14 protein-coding genes are annotated in these 23,134 nt (G+C 71.6%); 8 read left to right on the top strand and 6 right to left on the bottom strand.

Annotation, left to right across the window (positions count from 1 at the left end; all coding sequences use genetic code 11):
- Positions 1–120 precede the first annotated feature (120 nt).
- The 4 genes from ACSMXW_RS03920 to ACSMXW_RS03905 all read right to left on the bottom strand — a co-directional run bounded on the left by ACSMXW_RS03920 (position 121) and on the right by ACSMXW_RS03905 (position 5,396).
- Positions 121–1,746: a glycerol-3-phosphate dehydrogenase/oxidase gene (locus tag ACSMXW_RS03920; RefSeq protein ID WP_485804068.1), complete on the bottom strand. Its 1,626-nt coding sequence runs from the start codon at positions 1,744–1,746 to the stop codon at positions 121–123.
- Between the two features lie 162 nt (positions 1,747–1,908).
- Positions 1,909–3,465, bottom strand: a complete 1,557-nt coding sequence (gene glpK / locus ACSMXW_RS03915) for a glycerol kinase GlpK (protein ID WP_485804066.1) — start codon at positions 3,463–3,465, stop codon at positions 1,909–1,911.
- A gap of 135 nt (positions 3,466–3,600) precedes the next feature.
- Positions 3,601–4,392 (bottom strand): MIP/aquaporin family protein, encoded by a 792-nt coding sequence (locus ACSMXW_RS03910; protein ID WP_485804065.1) that lies wholly within the window; start codon positions 4,390–4,392, stop codon positions 3,601–3,603.
- A gap of 239 nt (positions 4,393–4,631) precedes the next feature.
- The gene (locus tag ACSMXW_RS03905) at positions 4,632–5,396 is read right to left on the bottom strand and encodes an IclR family transcriptional regulator (protein ID WP_485804063.1); all 765 of its coding nucleotides are present in this window, start codon (positions 5,394–5,396) and stop codon (positions 4,632–4,634) included.
- A 461-nt stretch (positions 5,397–5,857) separates the two neighbouring features.
- On the opposite strand from ACSMXW_RS03905, the gene metH reads away from it, so the two are divergent.
- The 4 genes from metH (at position 5,858) to ACSMXW_RS03885 (ending at position 14,409) form a co-directional block, all read left to right on the top strand.
- Positions 5,858–9,403 (top strand): methionine synthase, encoded by a 3,546-nt coding sequence (gene metH, locus ACSMXW_RS03900; RefSeq protein ID WP_485804061.1) that lies wholly within the window; start codon positions 5,858–5,860, stop codon positions 9,401–9,403.
- Between the two features lie 196 nt (positions 9,404–9,599).
- The gene (locus tag ACSMXW_RS03895; protein WP_485804059.1) at positions 9,600–10,307 is read left to right on the top strand and encodes an HAD family hydrolase; all 708 of its coding nucleotides are present in this window, start codon (positions 9,600–9,602) and stop codon (positions 10,305–10,307) included.
- Positions 10,308–11,180: 873 nt separating this feature from the next.
- A complete protein-coding gene (locus tag ACSMXW_RS03890) occupies positions 11,181–12,785 on the top strand; it encodes an ABC transporter substrate-binding protein (RefSeq protein ID WP_485804058.1) in 1,605 nt (534 codons plus the stop codon).
- A gap of 37 nt (positions 12,786–12,822) precedes the next feature.
- Positions 12,823–14,409 (top strand): ABC transporter substrate-binding protein, encoded by a 1,587-nt coding sequence (locus tag ACSMXW_RS03885; protein ID WP_485804056.1) that lies wholly within the window; start codon positions 12,823–12,825, stop codon positions 14,407–14,409.
- A gap of 183 nt (positions 14,410–14,592) precedes the next feature.
- Here ACSMXW_RS03885 and ACSMXW_RS03880 read toward each other — a convergent pair whose 3' ends face one another.
- Both ACSMXW_RS03880 and ACSMXW_RS03875 read right to left on the bottom strand, forming a co-directional pair.
- Positions 14,593–15,264 (bottom strand): response regulator, encoded by a 672-nt coding sequence (locus ACSMXW_RS03880; RefSeq protein WP_485804054.1) that lies wholly within the window; start codon positions 15,262–15,264, stop codon positions 14,593–14,595.
- Between the two features lie 14 nt (positions 15,265–15,278).
- A complete protein-coding gene (locus ACSMXW_RS03875; protein ID WP_485804053.1) occupies positions 15,279–16,334 on the bottom strand; it encodes a RecB family exonuclease in 1,056 nt (351 codons plus the stop codon).
- A 109-nt stretch (positions 16,335–16,443) separates the two neighbouring features.
- Here ACSMXW_RS03875 and ACSMXW_RS03870 point away from each other — a divergent pair, with 109 nt between their 5' ends.
- The 4 genes from ACSMXW_RS03870 (at position 16,444) to arc (ending at position 23,019) form a co-directional block, all read left to right on the top strand.
- Entirely contained in the window at positions 16,444–18,171 is a 1,728-nt protein-coding gene (locus tag ACSMXW_RS03870; RefSeq protein WP_485807780.1) for a site-2 protease family protein, read from the top strand.
- Positions 18,172–18,499: 328 nt separating this feature from the next.
- Positions 18,500–19,402 carry a tRNA (adenine-N1)-methyltransferase gene (locus ACSMXW_RS03865; protein ID WP_485804051.1) on the top strand — a complete coding sequence of 301 codons (903 nt, stop codon included), beginning with the start codon at positions 18,500–18,502 and terminating at the stop codon, positions 19,400–19,402.
- A 567-nt stretch (positions 19,403–19,969) separates the two neighbouring features.
- Positions 19,970–20,569 carry a hypothetical protein gene (locus ACSMXW_RS03860; protein ID WP_485804049.1) on the top strand — a complete coding sequence of 200 codons (600 nt, stop codon included), beginning with the start codon at positions 19,970–19,972 and terminating at the stop codon, positions 20,567–20,569.
- A gap of 683 nt (positions 20,570–21,252) precedes the next feature.
- Positions 21,253–23,019, top strand: a complete 1,767-nt coding sequence (arc, locus tag ACSMXW_RS03855; protein ID WP_485804047.1) for a proteasome ATPase — start codon at positions 21,253–21,255, stop codon at positions 23,017–23,019.
- The last annotated feature ends 115 nt before the right edge of the window (positions 23,020–23,134 follow it).

Genomic DNA, 23,134 nt, shown 5'->3' with positions numbered 1-23,134 from the left:
CCCCGCGCCCCTGCAAGACGGGGCTGCGCCCCGATCACCGGCCCGAGGGGGCAGACCGGGGCCGTGGCCGCGCCGCCGGCCGGTGGGGGGCGGGGCCGGAGGCGCCGGGGTGCCCCCGGCTCAGGCGCGGTCGAGCAGGCGCTGCACCCCGGCCCGCACCCGCTCGTCGTCCAGCCCCCGGATCGTGAGGGTGGTCCGCCGGCGCAGCACGTCCTCGACGGTCTCGGCCCACTCGTGGTCCCGGGCCCAGACGACCTGCGCCCAGATCTCCGGGGCCTCCGGATGGATGCGCTCGGCCAGTTCGGGATGCTCGTCGGCGAGACGGGCGATGCCGAAGGCGAGCGAGCCGTAGTGCGTGGCCAGGTGCCGGGCCGTGTCCGGCGCCATCTGACGGCCCGGCACCGGGTGCTCCACCAGCAGCCGGTGGGCCACCGCGCGAGGGCTCGCCACACCGGGCAGCGGCATCCGCCTCGGCAGCCGCGCCACCGGCTCGAAGTCCTCGCCCAACGGACTGCCCGGCAGCGCCTGGAGCTTGGCCATCACGGTACGGCCGATGTGCCGGAAGGTCGTCCACTTGCCGCCCGCCACGGACAGCATGCCGCCCCTGCCCTCGGTGACGACCGTCTCCCGCTTCGCCTTGGCGGTATCCCCGGGACCGCCGGGCAGCACCCGCAGGCCGGCGAAGGAGTAGGTGATCAGATCGCGCGAGAGCTGCCGGTCGCGCAGCGACCAAGACGCCTCGTCCAGGATCTGCGTGACGTCCCGCGCGGTGACCGAGACATCCGCCGGATCCCCCTCGTACGCCTCGTCCGTGGTGCCCAGCAGGAGCATGTCCTCCCAGGGCAGCGCGAAGGTGATGCGGTACTTGTCGATGGGCGTGGCCAGCGCCGCCCGCCAGGGCGAGGTGCGCTTGAGGACCAGGTGGGCGCCCTTCGACAGCCGTATGGACGGCTCGGCGCCCGGGTCCTCCATGCGCCGCAGGTGGTCGACCCAGGGCCCGGTCGCGTTGAGCACCAGGCGGGCGTTCACCCCGAACTCGGTGCCGTCCCTGCGGTCCCTGAGGTCCGCGCCCGTGACCCGGCCCAGCGTGAAGCGCAGCCCCGTCACCTCGGCGTGGTTCAGCACCACCGCCCCGGCGTCCACCGCCGCGCGGACCGTCATCAGGGCCATCCGGGCGTCGTTCATCTGGTCGTCGCCGTACACGGCCACGGCCCTGAGGTTCTCCGTGCGCAGCTCCGGCACGTCCTGGCGGGCCTTGGCGGGGCTGAGCAGGTGGCCTATGCCGTCGCCGAACGCGGACAGCGCCGAGTAGGCGAGGACACCCGCGCCCAGCTTGGCCGCGCCGTGCGGGCCGCCCCGGTAGACGGGCAGGTAGAAGCGGAGCGGGTTGGACAGGTGGGGCGCCACCTGGCGGGCGACCGCACGGCGTTCGAAGTGGTTCTCCGCCACCAGCCGCACCGCGCCCGTCTGCAGGTACCGCAGCCCGCCGTGCAGCAGCTTCGAGGAGGCCGACGAGGTGGCCGAGGCGAAGTCCCCGGCGTCCACCAGGGCCACCCGCAGCCCGGACTGGGCGGCGTGCCAGGCGGTCGAGATCCCCAGGATCCCGCCGCCGATCACCAGGAGGTCGTAGGTCGCGCGGGACAGCCGCTCCCGGGTCTCGGCGCGGCTGTCCATGCCCCGCGCCGCCCGGGGCCCGGCCGCCGGCCGGGCCCCGTCGGGGGCGGGGACGCTCTGCAGGGTGGTCATGGTGGTGTCTCCCCACGCTTGTGGTGCTTCGGCACGGCGCCGGCGCGGGACCCCGGGACCGCCTGTGCGGATCCCGGGTCGCGCCGTCACCGTGCTCCCGGTGGTGGCCCGGGCCCGGCGCGCGGACGCCACCGTGGTCCGGGCCTCGTGGCCCCCGTCGTCTCAGTCCTCGGACAGCCAGCCCATCGTGCGCTGGACGGCCTTGAGCCACAGCTTGTACTCGCGGTCGCGGGTCGCGGCGTCCATCCGGGGCGTCCACTCCGCGGCCCGCCGCCAGTTGGCCCGCAGCGCGTCGATGTCCGGCCAGAAGCCGGTGGCGAGTCCGGCGGCGTAGGCGGCGCCGAGGGCGGTCGTCTCGGCGACCATCGGACGCACCACGGGCGCGTCGAGGACGTCGGAGAGGGTCTGCATCAGCAGGTTGTTGGCGGTCATGCCGCCGTCCACCTTGAGGGCGCTCACCGTCACGCCGGAGTCCTTCTTCATCGCGTCGGCGATCTCCTTGGTCTGCCACGCGGTGGCCTCCAGCACGGCACGCGCGATGTGCGCCTTGGTGACGTACCGGCTGAGCCCGGCGATCACCCCGCGTGCGTCGGAGCGCCAGTACGGCGCGAACAGGCCGGAGAAGGCCGGCACGAAGTAGGCGCCGCCGTTGTCCTCCACCTGGGACGCCAGCGTCTCGATCTCGGCAGCCGTGCTGATCAGGCCCATCTGGTCGCGCATCCACTGCACCAGGGCGCCGGTGACGGCGATGGAGCCCTCCAGGGCGTACACCGCCTGCTGGTCGCCGATGCGGTAGCCGACCGTGGTGATCAGGCCCGAGTAGGAGTTGATGGCCTTGTGGGCGGTGTTGATCAGCATGAAGGTGCCGGTGCCGTACGTGGACTTGGCCTCGCCCTCGTCGAAGCACGTCTGGCCGAACAGCGCCGCCTGCTGGTCGCCGAGCGCCGAGGCGACCGGCACCCCGCGCAGCAGCTCGCCGAGCGGGCCGCCCCTGACCTCGCCGTACACCTCCGCCGAGGAGCGGATCTCGGGCAGCATCTGCTGGGGCACGCCGATGGAGTTGCAGATGCGCGCGTCCCACTCCATGCTGTGCAGGTTCATCAGCAGCGTGCGGGAGGCGTTGGTCACGTCGGTGACGTGCCGGCCGCCGTTGACGCCACCGGTGAGATTCCAGATGACCCAGGAGTCCATGGTGCCGAAGAGGATGTCGCCGGCCTCGGCGCGCTCCCGCAGGCCCTCGACGTTGTCGAGCAGCCAGCGGGCCTTCGGCCCGGCGAAGTAGGTGGCCAGCGGCAGGCCCGTCTCGCGGCGGAAGCGGTCCTGGCCGACGTTGCGGCCCAGCTCCTTGGTGAGCGCGTCGGTGCGGGTGTCCTGCCAGACGATGGCGTTGTGCACCGGCTGACCGGTCTTCCTGTCCCACAGCAGGGTGGTCTCGCGCTGGTTGGTGATGCCGATCGCCTTGATGTCGTCACGGGTGACGCCCGCCTTGGTGATGGCGCCGGCGACGACCTCCTGCACATTGCGCCAGATCTCGGTGGCGTTGTGCTCGACCCAGCCCGGCCTGGGGAAGATCTGCTCGTGCTCCTTCTGGTCGACGGAGACGATCCGGCCGTCCCGGTCGAAGACGATGCAGCGGCTGGACGTGGTGCCCTGGTCGATGGCCGCGATGAACGGCCCCTCGCCGTGGGAGTGGGAAGCGGTGGTGGATGCGTCGGTCACGGTGTGCTCCAGAAGTTCTCGGGTGGCTTCTCGGCTCGGGGGAGTGGTGACTGGGGCCCACGGGCGAAGGACACGCCCGGGCCCTTGGGGCACGCGACCCGGGGACGGCGCGCTCGCCTCGCCGCACCGCGTCCGTCAGGCGAACGCGACGTTGTACAGGCCGGCCGCGAGGGCGCCGCCGATCAGCGGGCCGACGACGGGTATCCAGGCGTAGCCCCAGTCGGAGCCGCCCTTGTTCGGCAGCGGGAGCAGGGCGTGCACGATGCGGGGACCGAGGTCGCGTACCGGGTTGATGGCGTAGCCGGTGGGCCCGCCGAGCGAGAGGCCGATGCCGACCACCACGAACGACGTGATCAGGGCACCGAGGGTGCCCAGGCCGTTGCCGCTGTCGTTGAGGCCCTGGGTGAGGATGGCGATGACCAGGACGAAGGTGGCGATGATCTCGGTCAGCAGGTTCTGGACGACATTGCGGACCTCGGGGCCCGTGGAGAAGACGCCGAGCACCGGGCCCGCCGCGGGCGCCGCCTTCTGGCCGACCATGGCCTCGTCGGCGGGCTGGGCGGCGACGACCGCGGGGTCGGTGAGGTGTGCCTGGAACTGCCCGTAGTAGGCGAGCCACACGAGCACCGCGCCGATGATCGCACCGAGCAGCTCCGAGCCCAGGTAGACCGGGACGTCGCTCCACTTGGTGCCGCCTTCTATGGCGAGCCCTATGGTCACCGCCGGGTTGAGATGGGCGCCGGAGACGCCGCCCGCGACATAGGCGCCGGTCAGCACCGCGAAACCCCAGCCGAGGGTGATCGCGACCCAGCCGGCGTTCTGCGCCTTGGAACGCTTGAGTGTGGCGGCGGCACAGACACCGCCGCCCAGCAGGATGAGCAGGGCGGTACCCGTGGTCTCGCCGATGAAGATGTCGGAGCTGGACACCCGCGACTCCTTTGTCCTTCGTCCAGGGGAAGGCGAACCCCAGGATTCCCGCCCCGGTGGTCCGCGCCCCTCATCACGTGAGGGTGTTGCGGCCGTGGCGTTGCCACACTCTAGCGCTTATTGCCGTCAAGTGTTCGACAATGCCGACCGACGGACGCGAGTCTTGCTCCGGTATTACTGGCTCGTCAAGGGTCCGGCGGCGAAAATCCGATCGTTCACCGATCCCCGGCCCGGTGCCCTCAGAAACGTCCGGCGCCCAGGTCCCGGGAGACGGCGCGGGCACAGTCGCGCACCGCGGCGATCAGCTCGGGGCGCAGCTCCCCGTCCCGGCACACCCGCTCCACGGCGCCGGTGACGCCCACCGCGCCCACCGGCATCCGGCGCCGGTCGTGGATGGGCGCCGCCACCGAGGCCACGCCCTCCCAGGTCTCCTCTATGTCGGCGGCCCAGCCCCGCGCCCGCGTGAGCGCGAGCACCGCCTCGAAGTCCTCCGGCGAGCAGATCGTGCGCCCCGTGTAGGGCTTGCGCTCCGCCTCCAGGGCCTGGCTGTGCGCCACGGGGTCGTAGGCGGCGAGGACCTTGCCGAGGGCGGTCGCGTGCAGCGGCTGCATCGCGCCGACCTCCAGCACCTGCCGGCTGTCGTCGGGCCGGAAGACGTGGTGCACGATGAGCACGCCGTGCTGGTGCAGTACGCCCAGGTAGGCGGCCTCGCCCGTGGAGCGCGCCAGGTCGTCCGTCCACACCAGGGCCCGGGAGCGCAACTCGTGCACGTCCAGATAGCTGTTGCCGAGCCTGAGCAGCTCCGCGCCGAGCTGGTAGCGGCCCGAGGCGGGATCCTGCTCGACGAAGCCCTCCTCGTGCAGGGTGCGCAGGATGCCGTGCGCGGTGCCCTTCGCAAGGCCCAGGGAGGAGGCGATGTCCGAGAGGCCGAGCCGCCGCTCGCCACCGGCCAGCAGCCGCAGCATCGCGGCCGCCCGTTCGAGCGACTGGATGTTCCGTGCCATCGCCTTGCAGCCTCCGTTCCTCGGCGGCCTCCACCGGGCCACGTCCGCGCATGACCTCCTGAAGGCCCACGTCACACGCATGGCCCCCGAAGAGGCATGGTCGGCATTGCTGAACAGTATCGGTCGTTGCCGACCTGTCGCCAATGGTCGACAAACAGTGTCCGGTATCCGCCCGCCCACCCGGTCGGCCCACAGCCGACCCGTCCGGCGCATCACGGCCCGCCCACGCACGCGCAACGAAGAGCGCTCAGCGCTCGCCCCGCTCGTGCCCCGCCGCCACGGGCCGCCCATGCGGCGCCGGGTGCCCCCGTGCGCCGGGCGCCCCCGTGCACCCGTCCGTGTGCACCCGTCCGTCTCCTGGACGGACCGGCGCACCGGCGCCGGTCCCGGCTACGCTGGCCGGGTGCGCCTTCCCCGGGAGGGCGCAAAGCCGACAGCCGTCGCATCCAGGGAGCTCTCTCATGGCCTCGTCGCCGACCTCTTCCACCCCTACGACAGCGCCCGGCAGCCGAGCGCGCATCGCCGCCCTCCGAGAAGCCCTCGCCACCCGGGTCGTGGTGGCCGACGGAGCCATGGGCACCATGCTCCAGGCGCAGGACCCCACCCTCGACGACTTCCAGAACCTCGAGGGCTGCAACGAAGTCCTGAACGTCACCCGCCCCGACATCGTCCGCTCCGTCCACGAGGAGTACTTCGCGGCGGGTGTCGACTGCGTGGAGACCAACACCTTCGGTGCCAACGCCTCCGCCATGGGCGAGTACGAGATCGCCCACCGCATCGTCGAGCTCTCCGAGGCCGGCGCCCGGATCGCCCGCGACGTCGCCGACACCGTCACCGCCGAGACCGGCCGGCAGCGCTGGGTGCTGGGCTCCATGGGCCCCGGCACCAAGCTCCCCACCCTCGGCCACGCCCCCTACCCGGTGCTGCGCGACGGCTTCCAGCAGAACGCCGAGGGCCTGATCGCCGGCGGCGCCGACGCCCTCATCGTCGAGACCACCCAGGACCTGCTCCAGACCAAGGCCGCCGTGCTGGGCGCCCGGCGCGCCATCGAGACGAGCGGCAGCGACCTCCCGCTGCTCGTCTCGCTCGCCTTCGAGACCACCGGCACCATGCTGCTCGGCTCGGAGATCGGCGCCGCGCTGACCGTGCTCGAACCCCTCGGCATCGACATGATCGGCCTCAACTGCTCCACCGGGCCCGCCGAGATGAGCGAGCACCTGCGCTACCTCACCCGCCACTCCCGCATCCCGCTGCTGTGCATGCCCAACGCCGGCCTCCCGGTGCTCGGCAAGGACGGGGCGCACTTCCCCCTCGACCCCGAGGGGCTCGCCGACGCCCAGGAGACCTTCGTCCGCGAGTACGGCCTGTCCCTCGTCGGCGGCTGCTGCGGCACCACCCCCGAGCACCTGCGCCAGGTCGTCGAGCGGGTGCACGGCACCGTCCCCGCGCCCCGCGAGCCGCAGCCCGAGCCCGGCGCCGCCTCCCTCTACCAGGCGGTACCGTTCCGCCAGGACACCGCGTACCTCGCCATCGGGGAGCGCACCAACGCCAACGGCTCCAAGAAGTTCCGCACCGCCATGCTGGAGGGCCGCTGGGACGACTGCGTGGAGATGGCCCGCGAGCAGATCCGCGAGGGCGCCCACATGCTGGACCTCTGCGTGGACTACGTCGGCCGGGACGGCGTCGCCGACATGACCGAGCTCGCCGGCCGCTTCGCCACCGCCTCCACCCTGCCGATCGTGCTGGACTCCACCGAGGTCGACGTGCTCCGGGCCGGCCTGGAGAAGCTCGGCGGCCGGGCCGTCATCAACTCCGTCAACTACGAGGACGGCGACGGCCCCGAGTCCCGCTTCGCCAAGGTGACCGCGCTGGCCCGCGAGCACGGCGCGGCCCTGATCGCGCTCACCATCGACGAGGAGGGCCAGGCCCGCACCGCCGAGCGCAAGGTCGCCGTCGCCGAGCGGCTGATCGCCGACCTGACCGGCAACTGGGGCATCCGCGAGTCCGACATCCTCATCGACTGCCTGACGTTCACCATCTGCACCGGCCAGGAGGAGTCCCGGCGGGACGGCATCGCCACCATCGAGGCGATCCGCGAGCTGAAGAAGCGCCACCCCGACGTGCAGACCACCCTCGGCCTGTCGAACATCTCCTTCGGCCTCAACCCCGCCGCCCGGATCGTGCTCAACTCCGTCTTCCTGGACGAGTGCGTCAAGGCCGGCCTGGACTCGGCGATCGTGCACGCCTCCAAGATCCTGCCGATCGCCCGCCTGGACGAGGAGCAGGTGCAGGCCGCCCTCGACCTCGTCTACGACCGGCGCCGCCCGGCGCAGGGCGACGAGCCCGCCTACGACCCCCTGCAGCGCCTGATGGAGCTGTTCGAGGGCGTCGACACCAAGTCGATGAGGGCCGGCAAGGCCGAGGAACTCGCCGCGCTGCCCCTGGAGGAACGCCTCAAGCGGCGCATCGTCGACGGCGAGAAGAACGGCCTGGAGGCCGACCTCGACAGCGCCCTCGAGACCCGCCCCGCCCTCGACATCGTCAACGACACCCTGCTGGACGGCATGAAGGTGGTCGGCGAGCTGTTCGGCTCCGGGCAGATGCAGCTGCCGTTCGTGCTCCAGTCCGCCGAGGTGATGAAGTCGGCGGTGGCCTATCTGGAGCCGCACATGGAGAAGTCGGAGGACGGCGGGGGCAAGGGCACCATCGTGCTCGCGACCGTCCGCGGCGACGTGCACGACATCGGCAAGAACCTCGTCGACATCATCCTCTCCAACAACGGCTACAACGTCGTCAACCTGGGCATCAAGCAGCCCGTCTCCGCGATCCTCGACGCCGCCCAGGAGCACGGGGCGGACGTCATCGGCATGTCCGGACTGCTGGTCAAGTCGACCGTGATCATGAAGGAGAACCTGGAGGAGCTGAACCAGCGCGGCCTCGCCGACCGCTACCCGGTGATCCTCGGCGGTGCCGCCCTCACCCGCGCCTACGTCGAGCAGGACCTCCACGAGCTGTACCCGGGCGAAGTCCGCTACGCGCGCGACGCGTTCGAGGGCCTGCACCTGATGGACGCCCTCATGGCCGTCAAGCGCGGCGTGCCCGGCGCCGCGCTGCCCGAGCTCAGGCAGCGGCGCGTACGGGCCGCCACGACCGTGGTGGAGGAGCGCCCCGAGGTCGGCACCGTCCGCTCCGACGTCGCCACCGACAACCCCGTGCCCACCCCGCCATTCTGGGGCAGCCGGGTCGTCAAGGGCATCCCGCTGGGCGACTATGCCTCCTGGCTGGACGAGGGCGCCCTCTTCAAGGGCCAGTGGGGCCTCAAGCAGGCCCGCAGCGGCGAGGGACCCACGTACGAGGAGCTGGTCGAGTCGGACGGCCGGCCCCGGCTGCGCGGCTGGCTGGAGCGGCTGCACACGGAGAACCTGCTGGAGGCGGCCGCCGTGTACGGCTACTACCCGTGCGTCTCCAAGGGCGACGACCTGATCATCCTGGACGAGCAGGGCAACGAGCGCACCCGCTTCACCTTCCCGCGCCAGCGCCGCGGCCGCAGGCTCTGCCTCGCCGACTTCTTCCGTCCCGAGGACTCCGGCGAGCAGGACGTGGTCGGCTTCCAGGTCGTCACCGTCGGCTCCCGGATCGGGCAGGCGACCGCCCGGCTCTTCGAGGACGACTCCTACCGGGACTACCTGGAGCTGCACGGCCTGTCCGTGCAGCTCGCCGAGGCCCTGGCCGAGTACTGGCACGCCCGGGTCCGGGCCGAGCTGGGCTTCGGGGGTGAGGACCCCGCCGATGTCGAGGACATGTTCGCGCTGAAGTACCGCGGGGCCCGCTTCTCGCTCGGCTACGGTGCCTGCCCCGACCTGGAGGACCGGGCGAAGATCGCCGAGCTGCTGGAGCCCGAGCGGATCGGGGTGCGCCTGTCGGAGGAGTTCCAGCTCCACCCGGAGCAGTCCACCGACGCCATCGTGATCCACCATCCCGAGGCGAAATACTTCAATGCCCGATAAATGTGGTGTGCATCACATTGGGCCGGTCGTGTCACTCGTCATGGCCGGTCCGATGTGCCCGGGATGCGCCACGCGGTCGCCGACGCCGCGCGACCGTCACCCGGGAGTCGTAGACTGGTCGGTCCAGCGCTGGCCGGTTGCCCTCTTCCGCACGTGAGGCGACCGGCCTTCTCGTCCCGCACGGAGGTACACCCGGATGACCAGTACCGTCCCCGCTGTCGATGCCCACATGGCCGAAGGCTCCGCTCTGGGAGCCGTGCTGCTCGACATGGACGGCACGCTCGTCGACACCGAGGGCTTCTGGTGGGACGCGGAGGTCGAGGTCTTCGCCAGGTTCGGCCACGCCCTCGACGAGGCCTGGCGCGATGTGGTCGTGGGCGGCCCCATGACCCGCAGCGCGGCCTTCCTGATCGAGTCCACCGGCGCCGACGTCACCGTCCCCGAGCTGACCGTGCTGCTCAACCAGGGCTTCGAGGAGCGCATCACCAGGGCGCTGCCGCTGATGCCGGGCGCCAGACGGCTGCTGGCGGAGCTGGCGGAACACGAGATCCCCACCGCCCTGGTGTCGGCCACCCACCGGCGCATCATGGACCGCATCCTCGTCTCCCTGGGCCCGGAGAACTTCCGGCTGACCATCGCCGGCGACGAGGTCGAGCGCACCAAGCCGCACCCCGACCCCTACCTGCTGGCCGCGGCCGGCCTGGGCGTGCACCCGGGCCGCTGCGCCGTCATCGAGGACACCGCCACCGGTGTGGCCGCCGCGGAGGCGGCGGGCTGCCGGGTGATCGCGGTCCCGTCCGTCGCCCCCGTCCCGCCGGCCGACGGGCGCACCATCGTCTCCTCCCTCGAAGAGGTCGACCTGCCCTTCCTGCGGGGTCTGATGGCGCTTCCCGCGAGTGCCTGAGGGGCCTGACGGCCCCTCCGGTAAGCGTCCGACGGGGTAAGCCGGCCGGCCGGAACGGGGGCGGCCGGCCGGAACCGGCCGCGCCGCCCGGGGACGGTTTCCGGCGGCTTGCGGCCACCCGGCAGGGGCTTTCAGCGGCGTCTTCGGGCCACCGGCGGAACACCCACCCGGCGCGGCACACGGCCTGCTCGCCCGGCGGACATGGCCGACTCGGCCCGTAGGCGGACGGTTGCACCGGACGTACACGGCCGCTTCCGCCCGGAGGCGGACGGTTGCACCGTACGTACACGGCCGACTCCGCCCGGAGGCGGACGGTTGCACCGTACGTACACGGCCGACTCCGCCCGGAGGCGGACGGTTGCACCGTACGTACACGGCCGACTCCGCCGGATGTGCACGGCCGGTTCCACCGGACCTACACGGCCGGTTCCACCGGACCTACACGGCCGCTTCCGCCCGGAGGCGGCCGGGGCTCCACCCGGAGCGCGCGCCGGAAAATCCCCTGGCGTACGCCCCACGAACGGCGGTGTGCAACCGCACGCCGGCTCCGCGCGCGTGGTCTGTGACCTTTCTCACCTTTCCCGAGGTTGAACTGCTTTCCTCGGTATGCCGCCTCCCGTGCGGCCCGCCCTGGCCGGGCGTCCTTGTGTCCCGATTCCGGATGTCCTGCGCGGAACCTTCCTCTGTAATGCTTTCGGTGTGTCCGCGGCCGGTCTCGCACGGTAACGGCGGGCTCGCCCACACCCCGTCGGCGCGCCGGACGGCGCGGACTAATCTCGTCGCGACGACCACCACCACGTTCCCCCCGCCCCGTCGGCACATCATCTCCCCATGCCCGGGGCGCGGGATCGACCGCCCTGGAGACTTTCGAGGATGAACCGCAGGACCTTGACGCTGCCGGTAGTGATCGGCCTCATGGCCCCCCTGCTCGCCGCCTGTGGCGGATCGGGGAGCGGCAGCGGCGACAAGGCCATCGTGGTCGGCACCACCGACCGGTTCTCGGCCTCCAAGGAGGTGCCGGCCCCCCTCGACCCCGCGTACGCCTACGACGCGGGCTCCTGGAACGTGCTCCGGCAGACCCTCCAGACCCTGATGACCCTGCCCCGCGGCGGCGGCGACCCGGTGCCCGAGGCGGCCAGGCAGTGCACCTTCACCGACACCGGCGACGAACGGTACGCCTGTACCCTCCGCTCCGGACTGGCCTTCGCGGACGGCCACCCGGTCACCGCCGCCGATGTGAAGTACTCCGTCGATCGGGTGCTCCGCATCAAGGCCGACAGCGGTGTCTCCGGACTGCTCTCGAACATCGACATGGTGGAGACCCAGGGCCGCGACAAGGTCGTCTTCCACCTCAAGACACCGGACGCCACCTTCCCGTACAAGCTCGCCACACCCGCCGCCGGCATCGTCTCGCCCGCCGACTACCCGCGGGACCACCTCCGCACCGGCTTCAAGGTCGACGGCTCGGGCCCCTACCGGTTCCAGGCCAGGACCAGGGCGGGCACCCTCACCACCGCCGTCTTCACCAGGAACCCGCACTACACGGGCAAGCTGACGCCCAAGAACGACACGGTCGAACTGCGCAGCTTCCCCGAGGACCCGGACGCGATGGGCCGGGCCCTGGAGAAGGGCGACATCGACCTGATGGCCCGCACGCTGTCGCCCGAGCAGATAAAGAAGTACGCCGACCACCCCGCCGGCGATGTCGACCTCGTCGAGTCGCCCGGCCTGGAGATCCGCTACCTGGGCTTCAACACCGACGCGCCGCCCGTGAAGAACAAGGCCGTCCGGCAGGCCATGGCGCAGGTCGTGGACCGTGGCGCCCTCGCCTCCAGCGTGTACGGCACCACCGCGGAGCCGCTGTACTCGCTGGTCCCCGCCACCATCACCGGCCATACCAACGCCTTCTTCAACCGGTACGGCGACCCCAGCCCCGCCAAGGCCCGCGCCATCCTGGAGAACGCCGGCGTCAGCACCCCCGTCCGGCTGACCCTGCACTACACCAGCGACCACTACGGCCGCACCACCAAGAAGGAGTTCGAGACGTTGCAGCGCCAGCTCAACGGCAGCGGACTCTTCCAGGTGGACATCAAGGGCACCCCCTGGGACCAGTACCGCGCCGAGCAACTCAAGGGCCGCTACGCCGTCTACGGGCTGGGTTGGTTCCCCGACTTCCCGGACGCCGACAACTTCGTCGCCCCCTTCCTCGACAAGGACAACTTCCTCGCCTCCCCGTACACCAACTCCACCATCCGCGACCACCTGATACCGCAGTCCCGCCGGGAGGCGGACCGGCTCAACGCCTCCAAGAGCCTCACCCGCATCCAGGACATCGTCGCCACCGACGTACCGGTGCTGCCGCTGTGGCAGGGCAAGCAGTACGTGGCCGCACGCGACGACGTCCAGGGGGCGGAGTGGGCGCTCGACACCTCATCGAACCTCCAGCTGTGGGAGCTCAGCCGCGGCGTCAGCGACTGATCCACCGAGCAGAACGACCGAGACCCAGCACATGCACATGATCTTGCGGAACCGGTGGCCGGCCCTCGCGATCGCCGTCGGACTCGCCGGCGCCTTCCTCACGGGCTGCGGCAGCGACCAGTCGAGTTCGGCGGGAACCGGAAAGTCCGTGGTCGTGGGCATGTCCGACGACGTCCTGGCGACCGACCCCGCCTCCGGCTACGACCCGGGCTCCTGGCTGCTGTTCAACAACGTCTTCCAGTCCCTGCTGAGCTTTCCCAACGGCGCCACGGAACCCGCCCCCGAGGCGGCCAAGTCCTGCACGTTCACCGACACCCGCAGCATGACCTACCGCTGCACCCTGCGGGACGGGCTGAAGTTCAGCAACGGTGACGACCTCACGGCCACCGATGTGAAGTTCTCCTTCGACCGCATGATGCGCATAAACGATCCTGCCGGGCCGGCCATCATGTTCCCCGGCCTGAGCAAGGTGGAGACCCCCGACGCGCACACCGTCGTCTTCACCCTCAAGGTCCCCGACGCAACCTTCCCCAGCAAGATCGCATCCGGCGCCGGGTCCATCGTCGACCACCGCGTCTACCCGGCCGACAAGCTGCGAACCGACGGAAAGGCCATCGGCTCCGGCCCCTACACCCTGACCTCGTTCGGCAAGAAGCGGGCCGTCTTCGGGATCAACCCCCACTACAAGGGCACCGCGAAGGTCCACAACTCCGGCGTCACCCTCGCCTTCTTCCACGGCGACCAGGCCCACCTCAAGCAGGCCCTGCTGGCCGGCGACGTCGACCTCGCCTACCGGGGCCTGGCCGCCAAGGACATCGCCGACATCCAGCGGGACGCCGGCAGCGACAGCAAGGGCATCGACGTCGTCGAGGGCACCAGCGCCGAGGTCCAGCACCTCGTCTTCAACATGAACGACCCGGTGGCGGGCAAGCTCGGCGTCCGCAAGGCCATCGCCTACCTACTGGACCGCAACGCCCTGATCGACAAGGTGTACGACAACACCGCCACCCCGCTCTACTCGATCATCCCGGCCGGCATCATCGGCCACAACACGGCCTTCTTCGACACCTACGGCCCCCACCCCCAGCGCGACAAGGCCGAGCAGGCCCTCCGCGAGGACGGCATCACCGGCAAGGTCAAGCTCACCCTGTGGTCCACCCCGTCCCGCTACGGCCCCGCGACCGACCAGGAACTGAGGACCATCGCCGCCCAGCTCAACGCCAGCGGCCTCTTCGACGCCGACATGAAGTCCGTCGCGTTCGAGCAGTACCAGCGCGACATCAACAGCGGCAAGTACGGCGTCTACGTGAAGGGATGGGTGCCGGACTACCCCGACCCCGACAACTTCACCCAGCCGTTCTTCGGCGCCGGAAACGTGCTGGAGAACCACTTCGAGAACGAGATCATCACCAAGGACATCATCCCGGCCACCGCCGCCCGGAGCGACCGCACCGCGACCGTCCAGGACTACGGCAGGCTTCAGGACATCGTCGCCGACGAGCTGCCCGTCCTGCCCGTCTGGCAGGCCAAGCAGTACGCCGTCGTGCACGGCAACGTCTACGGGGTGGAGAACTGCCTCGATCCGTCGACGGTGTTCCGGTTCTGGGAGCTCAGCAAGGACTGAGGCCGGCGGGTCCTGGCCCGGCCCCCCGGGTCAGGTGACCGTCCACCGGTGTCGTCGTGCCCGCTCGCGCAGTTGCCCCCGCCCCCCATCGGGGCGCAGCCCCGCCTTGAAGCGGCGCGGGCGGTGGGCCGGGCACGCAGTCCCCCGCGCCCCCTGAGCGGGCCGGACCAGGGCGGAGCCCGGTTACTGGGCGCCGGGGCGGACCAGACCGCTCTCGTACGCGTACACCGCGGCCTGCACACGATCGCGCAGCCCCAGCTTCGTCAGCACATGCCCCACATGCGTCTTCACAGTCGTCTCACTGACGAACAGATCCGCGGCGATCTCCGCGTTCGACAACCCGCGCGCCACCAGCTTCAGCACCTCCACCTCACGCTCCGTGAGCGTGTGCAGGGTGTCGGGCACCGGCTCGTCACCCGACGGGAGGTGCCCCGCGTACTTGTCGAGCAGCCGGCGCGTGATACTCGGCGCCAGCATCGCCTCGCCCGCCGCGACCACCCGGATCGCCTGCACCAGCTCGTTCGCCGGGGCGTCCTTCAGCAGGAAGCCGCTCGCGCCCGCCCGGAGCGCCTCCACCACGTACTCGTCGAGATCGAACGTGGTCAGCACCAGCACCTTCGCCGGACCGTCCCGGCCGGGCCCGGAGATCTGACGAGTGGCCTCCACCCCGTCCATCCGCGGCATCCGGATGTCCATCAGCACCACGTCGGGCTGCAGCGCCCGCACCTGGTCCAACGCCTGGAGGCCGTCCCCGGCCTCGCCGACGACCGCGATGTCCTGCTCGGCCTCCAGGATCATCCTGAAGCCCGTGCGCAGCAGCGGCTGGTCGTCGACCAGCAGGACGCGGATGGCCACGTAAGTCTCCTTCGCTAGTGGGGCCCCATTCTGCCCTGCGGACCGCCCTCCGGCTCAGCCGCCCCGAGCGGCAGGGCCAGCGGCAGCGGGTACGGCGGGGGAGTACCGCCGAACTCCGGGCACACCGCCTGGTGATCGCACCAGCCGCACAGCTTCGACGGCCGCGGCCGCCAATCGCCCGTCTCCGTCGCCAGCCGGATCGCCTCCCACAGGGCCTGCAGCTTCCGCTCCACCGCCTGAAGGTCCGACAGGACCGGGTCGTACGTCACCACATCGCCGCTGCCCAGGTACACCAACTGCAGCCGGCGCGGGACGACACCCTTCAGCCGCCACACCACCAGCGCGTAGAAGTTCATCTGGAACAACGCGCCCTGCGCGTACTCGGGGCGCGGCGCCTTGCCTGTCTTGTAGTCGACGATGCGCACCTCGCCCGTCGGCGCCACGTCCACGCGGTCGATGATGCCCCGCAGCCGCAGGCCCGACTCCAGCTGCGTCTCCACGAACAACTCGCGCTCCGCCGGCTCCAGGCGCGTCGGATCCTCCAGCGTGAACCAGCGCTCCACCAACTCCTCGGCCTCCGCGAGCCAGCGGGCCATGCTCGCGCCCGCCTCGTCCTCGCCGGCGTCCGCGAACAGCTCCGCAAGCTCCGGCCGGGCCTGCCTCAGCCGCTCCCACTGCCCCGGGAGCAGCGACTTCGCCCGGGGCGCGGTGCGCTGCGCCGCGGGCGCGTCGAACAGCCGCTCAAGCACCGCATGCACCAGCGTCCCCCGAGTGGCCGCCGCGCTCGGCTTCTCCGGCAGCCGGTCGATCACCCGGAAGCGGTACAGCAGCGGACACTGCATGAAGTCACTCGCCCGTGACGGCGACAGCGACGAGGGCCACGCGGCACCGCCGCCCCGTCCGGCGCCGCCCCCGCCCTGCGCGGGCACCGCACGCCCCCCGCCGGCCCCGCCCTCAGCGGTGACCGCGCCCCCGGCGCCGCCCCCGCCGTCCACCGCGACCGCACGCTCCCCGCCGGCCGCGCCGCCCCCGCCCTCCGTGCCGGCCCCGCCGGCCGCGCTGGTCTCCATGACCCAAGACCCTACGACCCGCCACTGACACCCCGCCGCATACCATCGACGCCAGACCCTCTCGCCCTGCATGATCAGGAGCGAGGAATGCTTCGAACGAGGGGACATCGTGGACGAGAGCGGCGGGAGCGGGCAGCCGCTGTCCGGCAGCGGCGACGCGAACCACCGCGGCGCCGACGGGGAACACCCCGAGAACCCCGAGTGTTCAGAGAGAACAGAGCACCCAGAGCATTCCGAGGGCACAGTGGCACGCCCAGAGCAGATCCAGGACACGGCACCGGCGGACCAGGACGCCGGCGCGGGCCGCCCCGCCCCCGGCAGCCCCGGGGCCGCCGCCCGAGAGCACCCCGAACCCGGGCCACCGGCACCCGCGGCGCCCGCCTCCGACACCCCGCACGGCGACGACCGGGTGCGGCTCGCCCACTCCGGCCCCGGCACGCCGGACGCCCCCGACGACCAGCCGACACGTCCTGAGGACGACCACCCGACGCACCCACGAGGCCAAAACCCGGCAGATCCCGGGGACCACCACCCGGCGGACCCCCGAGGCAGCAACCCGGCGGGCCCCGGGGACGACCACCCGGCAGGCTCCGGACCCTACCCGGCCGACCCGGGCGACGGACCCCGGGAACCCCTCGGCACCACCACCCCGCCCCCCGGCAAGGCAGGACCGCCCCGCAAGCCGGGACCCGGCGGCGGCATCCTCATGGGCCGCCCCTTCGGCGTGCCCGTCTACGTCGCCCCGAGCTGGTTCCTCGTCGCCGCCCTGATCACCTGGGTCTTCGGCGGACAGCTCGACCGCGTACTGCCCGAGCTGGGCGTCGCGCGCTACCTCGTCTCCCTCTTCTTCGCGGTCGCCTTCTACGGCTCCGTCCTCATCCACGAACTCGCCCACACCGTCGCCGCCCTCCGCTTCCAGCTGCCGGTGCGCCGCATCCAGCTGCAGTTCTTCGGCGGCGTCTCGGAGATCGAGAAGGAGTCCGAGACACCCGGCCGCGAGTTCACCCTCGCCTTCGTCGGACCACTGCTCTCCCTCGTCCTGTCGGCCGTCTTCTTCGCCGCCCTGCAAGCCGTCGAACCCCGCACCGTGCCCGGCGTGCTGCTCGCCGGCCTGATGGCCTCCAACCTGATCGTCGCCGTCTTCAACCTCCTGCCGGGCCTGCCCCTCGACGGCGGCCGCATGCTCCGCGCCGTCGTCTGGAAAATCAGCGGCAAGCCCATGACCGGCACCGTCGCCGCCGCCTGGGTCGGCCGGGCGCTCGCCCTCACCGTCCTCGTCGGCCTGCCGCTGCTCACCCAGTCGGGCGCCCTCGGCGCGCGCTCCGCCGACACCAGCGGCGTGGACACCATCACCGACGCCCTGCTGGCCGCGATCCTCGCCGCCATCATCTGGACCGGCGCCGGCAACAGCCTCCGCATGGCCCGGCTCAGAGAGCACCTCCCCGAGCTGCGCGCCCGCACCCTGACCCGGCGCGCCATCCCCGTACAGACCGACACCCCGCTGTCCGAGGCACTCCGCCGCGCCAACGAGGCCGGCGCCCGCGCCCTCGTCGTCGTCGACCCCCAGGGCGCGCCGCTCTCCGTCGTCCGCGAGAACGCCATCGTCGGCATCCCCGAGCACCGCCGCCCCTGGGTCGCCGTCAGCACCGTCGCCCAGGAGCTCACCGACGGCATGCGCGTCTCCGCGGAGCTGGCCGGCGAAGAACTCCTCGACGCGCTGCGGGCCAGCCCCGCCACCGAGTACCTCGTCATCGAGGAGACCGGCGAGATCTACGGCGTGCTGTCCGCCGCGGACGTCGAGCGCGCCTTCGTCAAGGCCATGGCCCGCCCGAGCTGACCCCGGCGCGCGGGCCGGACCGCCGCAGCGCGTCCGCCGGGTGTGCCTGCGCCGCGCACGTACCGGGTGTGCCTGCGCCCGGCACGTACCGGATGTGCCTGCGCCCGGCACGTACCGGATGTGCCTGCGCCCAGCACGTCCACGGGGCGCACCCGCACAGAGCACGTCCGCGGCCCGTGCCCCACGCGTCCGCGGGCCGCCGCACCGAGTGCCCGCGCCGGGTGCCCGTTGCCGAGTGCGCGCGCCCGCGCCGCCCCGTCCCGGACGGGCGCTCCGGAGCCCACCCGCCCCGTCGGCACCCCCACCCACCGCCCGGTAGGCTGACCACATGTCCGAACCGACCGGTGCCGCCCGCCGTCGCGGGCCCTTCAAGGTCGGGGACCAGGTCCAGCTCACCGACCCCAAGGGACGCCACTACACGTTCACGCTCGAGGCCGGGAAGAACTTCCACACCCATAAGGGCTCCTTCCCCCACGACGAGCTGATCGGCGCCCCCGAGGGCAGTGTTGTCCGCACCACGGGAAACGTCGCCTACCTGGCGCTGCGCCCCCTGCTCCCCGACTACGTCCTGTCCATGCCCCGCGGCGCCGCCGTGGTCTACCCCAAGGACGCGGGCCAGATCCTGTCCTTCGCCGACATCTTCCCCGGCGCCCGCGTCGTGGAGGCCGGCGTCGGCTCCGGATCCCTCAGCGCCTTCCTGCTACGGGCCATCGGCGACCAGGGCATGCTGCACTCCTACGAGCGGCGCGCGGACTTCGCGGACATCGCCCGGCAGAACGTCGAGCGCTACTTCGGCGGCCCCCACCCCGCCTGGCAGCTCACCGTCGGCGACCTCCAGGACCACCTCTCCGACACCGACGTCGACCGTGTCATCCTCGACATGCTCGCCCCCTGGGAGTGCCTCGACGCCGTGTCCAAAGCCCTCGTCCCCGGCGGCATCCTCTGCTCCTATGTGGCCACCACCACCCAGCTCGCGCGCACCGTGGAGTCCATCCGCGAGATCGGCTGCTTCAACGAGCCCACGGCCTGGGAGACCATGATCCGCAACTGGCACATCGAGGGCCTCGCCGTCCGCCCCGACCACCGCATGATCGGGCACACCGGCTTCCTGCTGACCGCCCGCCGCCTCGCCGACGGCGTCGAGCCCCCGATGCGCCGCCGCAGGCCCGCCAAGGGCGCCTACGGCGAGGACTACGCAGGGCCCAACGCCGACGGCGGCACGCCCCGCTAGCCGCCCCTCCCAGCCGCCGGCCCTCCCAGCCCCTCCCAGCCGCCGGCCCTCCCAGCCGCCGGCTCCCCGGCAGGCAGAGCCGCCGTCCGGTCGCCACCCCAGGCCGCGGCCCCGCGCCGCCGCCCGCCCGCAGTCCGCCAGGGCCGCCGTCCCGTTCCCCCGCCCGGGGCCCGGACGGCGGCCCCTTCTCGTGCGCTCTCCCGTGGGCCCGCCGCAACGCCTCCGCGCCGCCCCCGCAACGACGAACGGCAGCGTCCTGCCACGCCCCGCGACGTCCCCGCAAGCCCCCTCCGCGACGTCCCCGCAAGCCCCCTCCGCGACGGCCCAGCAGGCCCCCGCGACGACCCCTCAGCCCCCCGTGACGTCCCCCGCACGGCCCCCTGCGGACGCCCCCGCAGCGCCCCGTCAAGGGCCGCCGGTACCACGCTTCGGTGTTTCCCTGACGCAACGACAGCCGACCGGTACCCCGGCGTTCCCCGCGGATGTGAGTTATGGCACCATGCTGGCCACCCCGCCTCGTCACACCCCCACCCCCCGCCGGCTCAGCCATCGCAGGAGACACTCCTAGTGCAGCAATCCGTGGTCCCGGAACTCGCACTCGCACACACCGCGACCCGCCCGATCCACTGGGTCGCCACCGCCACGGCAGTCGCCGCGGTCGTAGCCGTCTCCGGCTTCCTGCAGCCCGGCGCAGCCACCGCCGCCCAATCGGGCGCACACGCCACCGGCAGATCCGCCCCGCACGGCACCCCCCTCCCCGCCCCCGACCCGGACGCCGTCTCCTACCCCCTCACATGCGGCCCCGCCAAGGCCCTCGTGAAGACCTCCGCCACCGGCGACCTGGACGGCGACGGCCGGCCCGAGACCCTCGCCGTCGTGCACTGCGACGCAGGCTCCGGTACCCCGCCCGACGGCCTCTATGTGCTCACCGCGCCCGCCGACGACGCCCACGCCGACCCCCGGGTCGTCGCCACCCTCGTCGACCCCGAGGACCGCCGCACCGTCACCGGCCTCACCGTGCGCAACGCCTCCGTCACCGCCACCCTCCTCGGCTACTCCTCCCCGGACATCCCGAGCTGCTGCCCCGACCAGCGGCAGAAAGCCGCCTGGACCTGGCACGACGGCGCATTCGTACGCTCCGATCCCTCCGCCGCGCGCACCATCTGAACCCCCGCGCACCGGACGGCGCACCCCCCGGGAGCCGGCGCACCCCGGCTCACCCGCCAGGCGGACACCCCGCGGCCGTGCCACCCGCAGCCACCCGGCCACACCGGGCCCGGGGCACCCGAACCGCAGAATTCCACCTTGTCCGAAATGCGCCCCTCATGGATACACTCTCCAGGACACTCCCTCACTCAGTTCCCCGACATCCCGCACCGACGGCACCGGCACGGGCACCGTCGCCCCCAGGCTCCCGCAGCAGCCGGCGCCCCGCCCCACACCCGCGAGACCAGCCATATCCAGCGCCGGGACCCCGGGCGCACACTGGGCAAAGACGCCGCCGCCCACACCGGGCCCCGACCGGACCGAACCCCCGGAACCGCACCCACCGGCCCCCGGGAACGGTCCGCTGCCGAACGGTCACCATCCCCGCCCCACGCCGCTCCGAGCAGGCCACCCGCCGAGCAAGTCCGGCCAGCACGGACGGGTGTTGACCGCACCGAACGTACAACTGTCAGCTTCCGGATGTTGTCCCTACGTAGTTGGGTGGGTATCCCCCTGGCGTGAGGGAGAGCGCAAGGGTGAAGATCGGACACACCCCGACCGTCTTTGTGATCTAGGGGTTTCAATCGACACCCACCCAGGTAGGGTCAGGAAGCGTCCAGCTCCCTTTGGAGGAGGTGAGGACCGTGGCAGCCCACGACGACGACATGAACCGCGGCATCCGGCCCGGTCGCGGGTCCGAGGACCCCGCCGGCCAGATCGCCTATCTTGAGCAGGAGATCGCCGTCCTGCGACGCAAGCTCGCCGACTCTCCGCGCCACACGAGGATTCTCGAAGAGCGGATCGTCGAGCTGCAGACCAACCTGGCCGGCGTCTCCGCGCAGAACGAGCGACTTGCCAACACACTCCGTGAGGCCCGAGACCAGATCGTGGCCCTCAAGGAGGAGGTCGACCGGCTCGCACAGCCACCGGCCGGCTTCGGCGTCTTCCTCACGGCCAACGAGGACGGCACCGCCGACATCTTCACCGGAGGCCGCAAACTCCGTGTGAACGTCAGCCCCAGCGTCGAGCTCGACGAGCTCAAGCGCGGCCAGGAAGTGATGCTCAACGAAGCACTCAACGTGGTCGACGCCCTCGAATTCGAGCGCGCAGGAGACATCGTCACCCTCAAGGAGATCCTCGAGGACGGCGAGCGTGCCCTCGTGCTCGGGCACACCGACGAGGAACGGGTGGTCAGGCTCGCCGAGCCACTGCTCGACGTCACCATCCGCCCCGGCGACGCACTCCTTCTGGAGCCCCGCTCGGGCTACGTCTACGAGGTCATCCCCAAGAGCGAGGTCGAAGAGCTCGTCCTCGAAGAAGTCCCGGACATCAGCTACGACAAGATCGGCGGCCTCGGCGGCCAGATCGAGATGATCCGCGACGCGGTCGAGCTCCCCTACCTCTACCCCGACCTCTTCAAGGAGCACGAGCTGCGGCCCCCGAAGGGCGTCCTGCTCTACGGCCCACCCGGCTGCGGCAAGACGCTCATCGCCAAGGCGGTCGCCAACTCCCTGGCCAAGAAGGTCGCGGAGGTCACAGGACAGCCCGCAGGAAAGAGCTACTTCCTCAACATCAAAGGACCGGAACTCCTCAACAAGTACGTCGGCGAGACCGAGCGGCACATCCGCCTCGTCTTCCAGCGCGCCCGCGAGAAGGCGAGCGAAGGCACCCCGGTCATCGTGTTCTTCGACGAAATGGAATCCCTCTTCCGCACCCGCGGCTCCGGTGTCAGCTCCGACGTGGAGAACACCATCGTCCCGCAGCTGCTCGCCGAGATCGACGGCGTCGAGGGGCTGGAGAACGTCATCGTCATCGGCGCCTCCAACCGCGAAGACATGATCGACCCCGCCATCCTCCGCCCGGGCCGCCTCGATGTGAAGATCAAGATCGAGCGCCCCGACGCAGAGGCCGCCAAGGACATCTTCGCCAAGTACCTCACCGACCGGCTCCCCCTGCACGCCGACGACCTCGCCGAACACAGCGGCGACAAGGCCGCCACCGTCCAGGGCATGATCCAGTCCGTGGTCGAGCAGATGTACGCCGAATCCGAGGAGAACCGCTTCCTGGAAGTCACCTACGCCAACGGTGACAAGGAAGTCCTCTACTTCAAGGACTTCAATTCCGGCGCAATGATCGAGAACATCGTCGGCCGCGCCAAGAAGATGGCCATCAAGGCCTTCCTCGAACAGGACCAGAAAGGCCTCCGCGTCTCCCACCTCCTCCAGGCATGCGTGGACGAGTTCAAGGAGAACGAGGACCTTCCCAACACCACCAACCCCGACGACTGGGCCAGGATCTCCGGAAAGAAGGGCGAGCGGATCGTCTACATCCGCACCCTCGTCACCGGAAAGCAGGGCGCGGACACCGGGCGCTCCATCGACACGGTGGCAAACACCGGACAATACCTGTAAAGGCAGGGTGGCTGCGGGTGCCCTCACCGGGGTACCCGCAGCCACCTGTTTTTCACGCCACCACCCCAACCGACCAATGACCGAAATGATCTCCCCACCAGCGCAAAGGCGTTCT

Source organism: Streptomyces sp. DSM 116793, assembly GCF_057320905.1.
The sequence above is the reverse complement of the archived record's forward strand: the minus strand, read 5'-3'. Positions and strand labels throughout refer to the sequence as shown.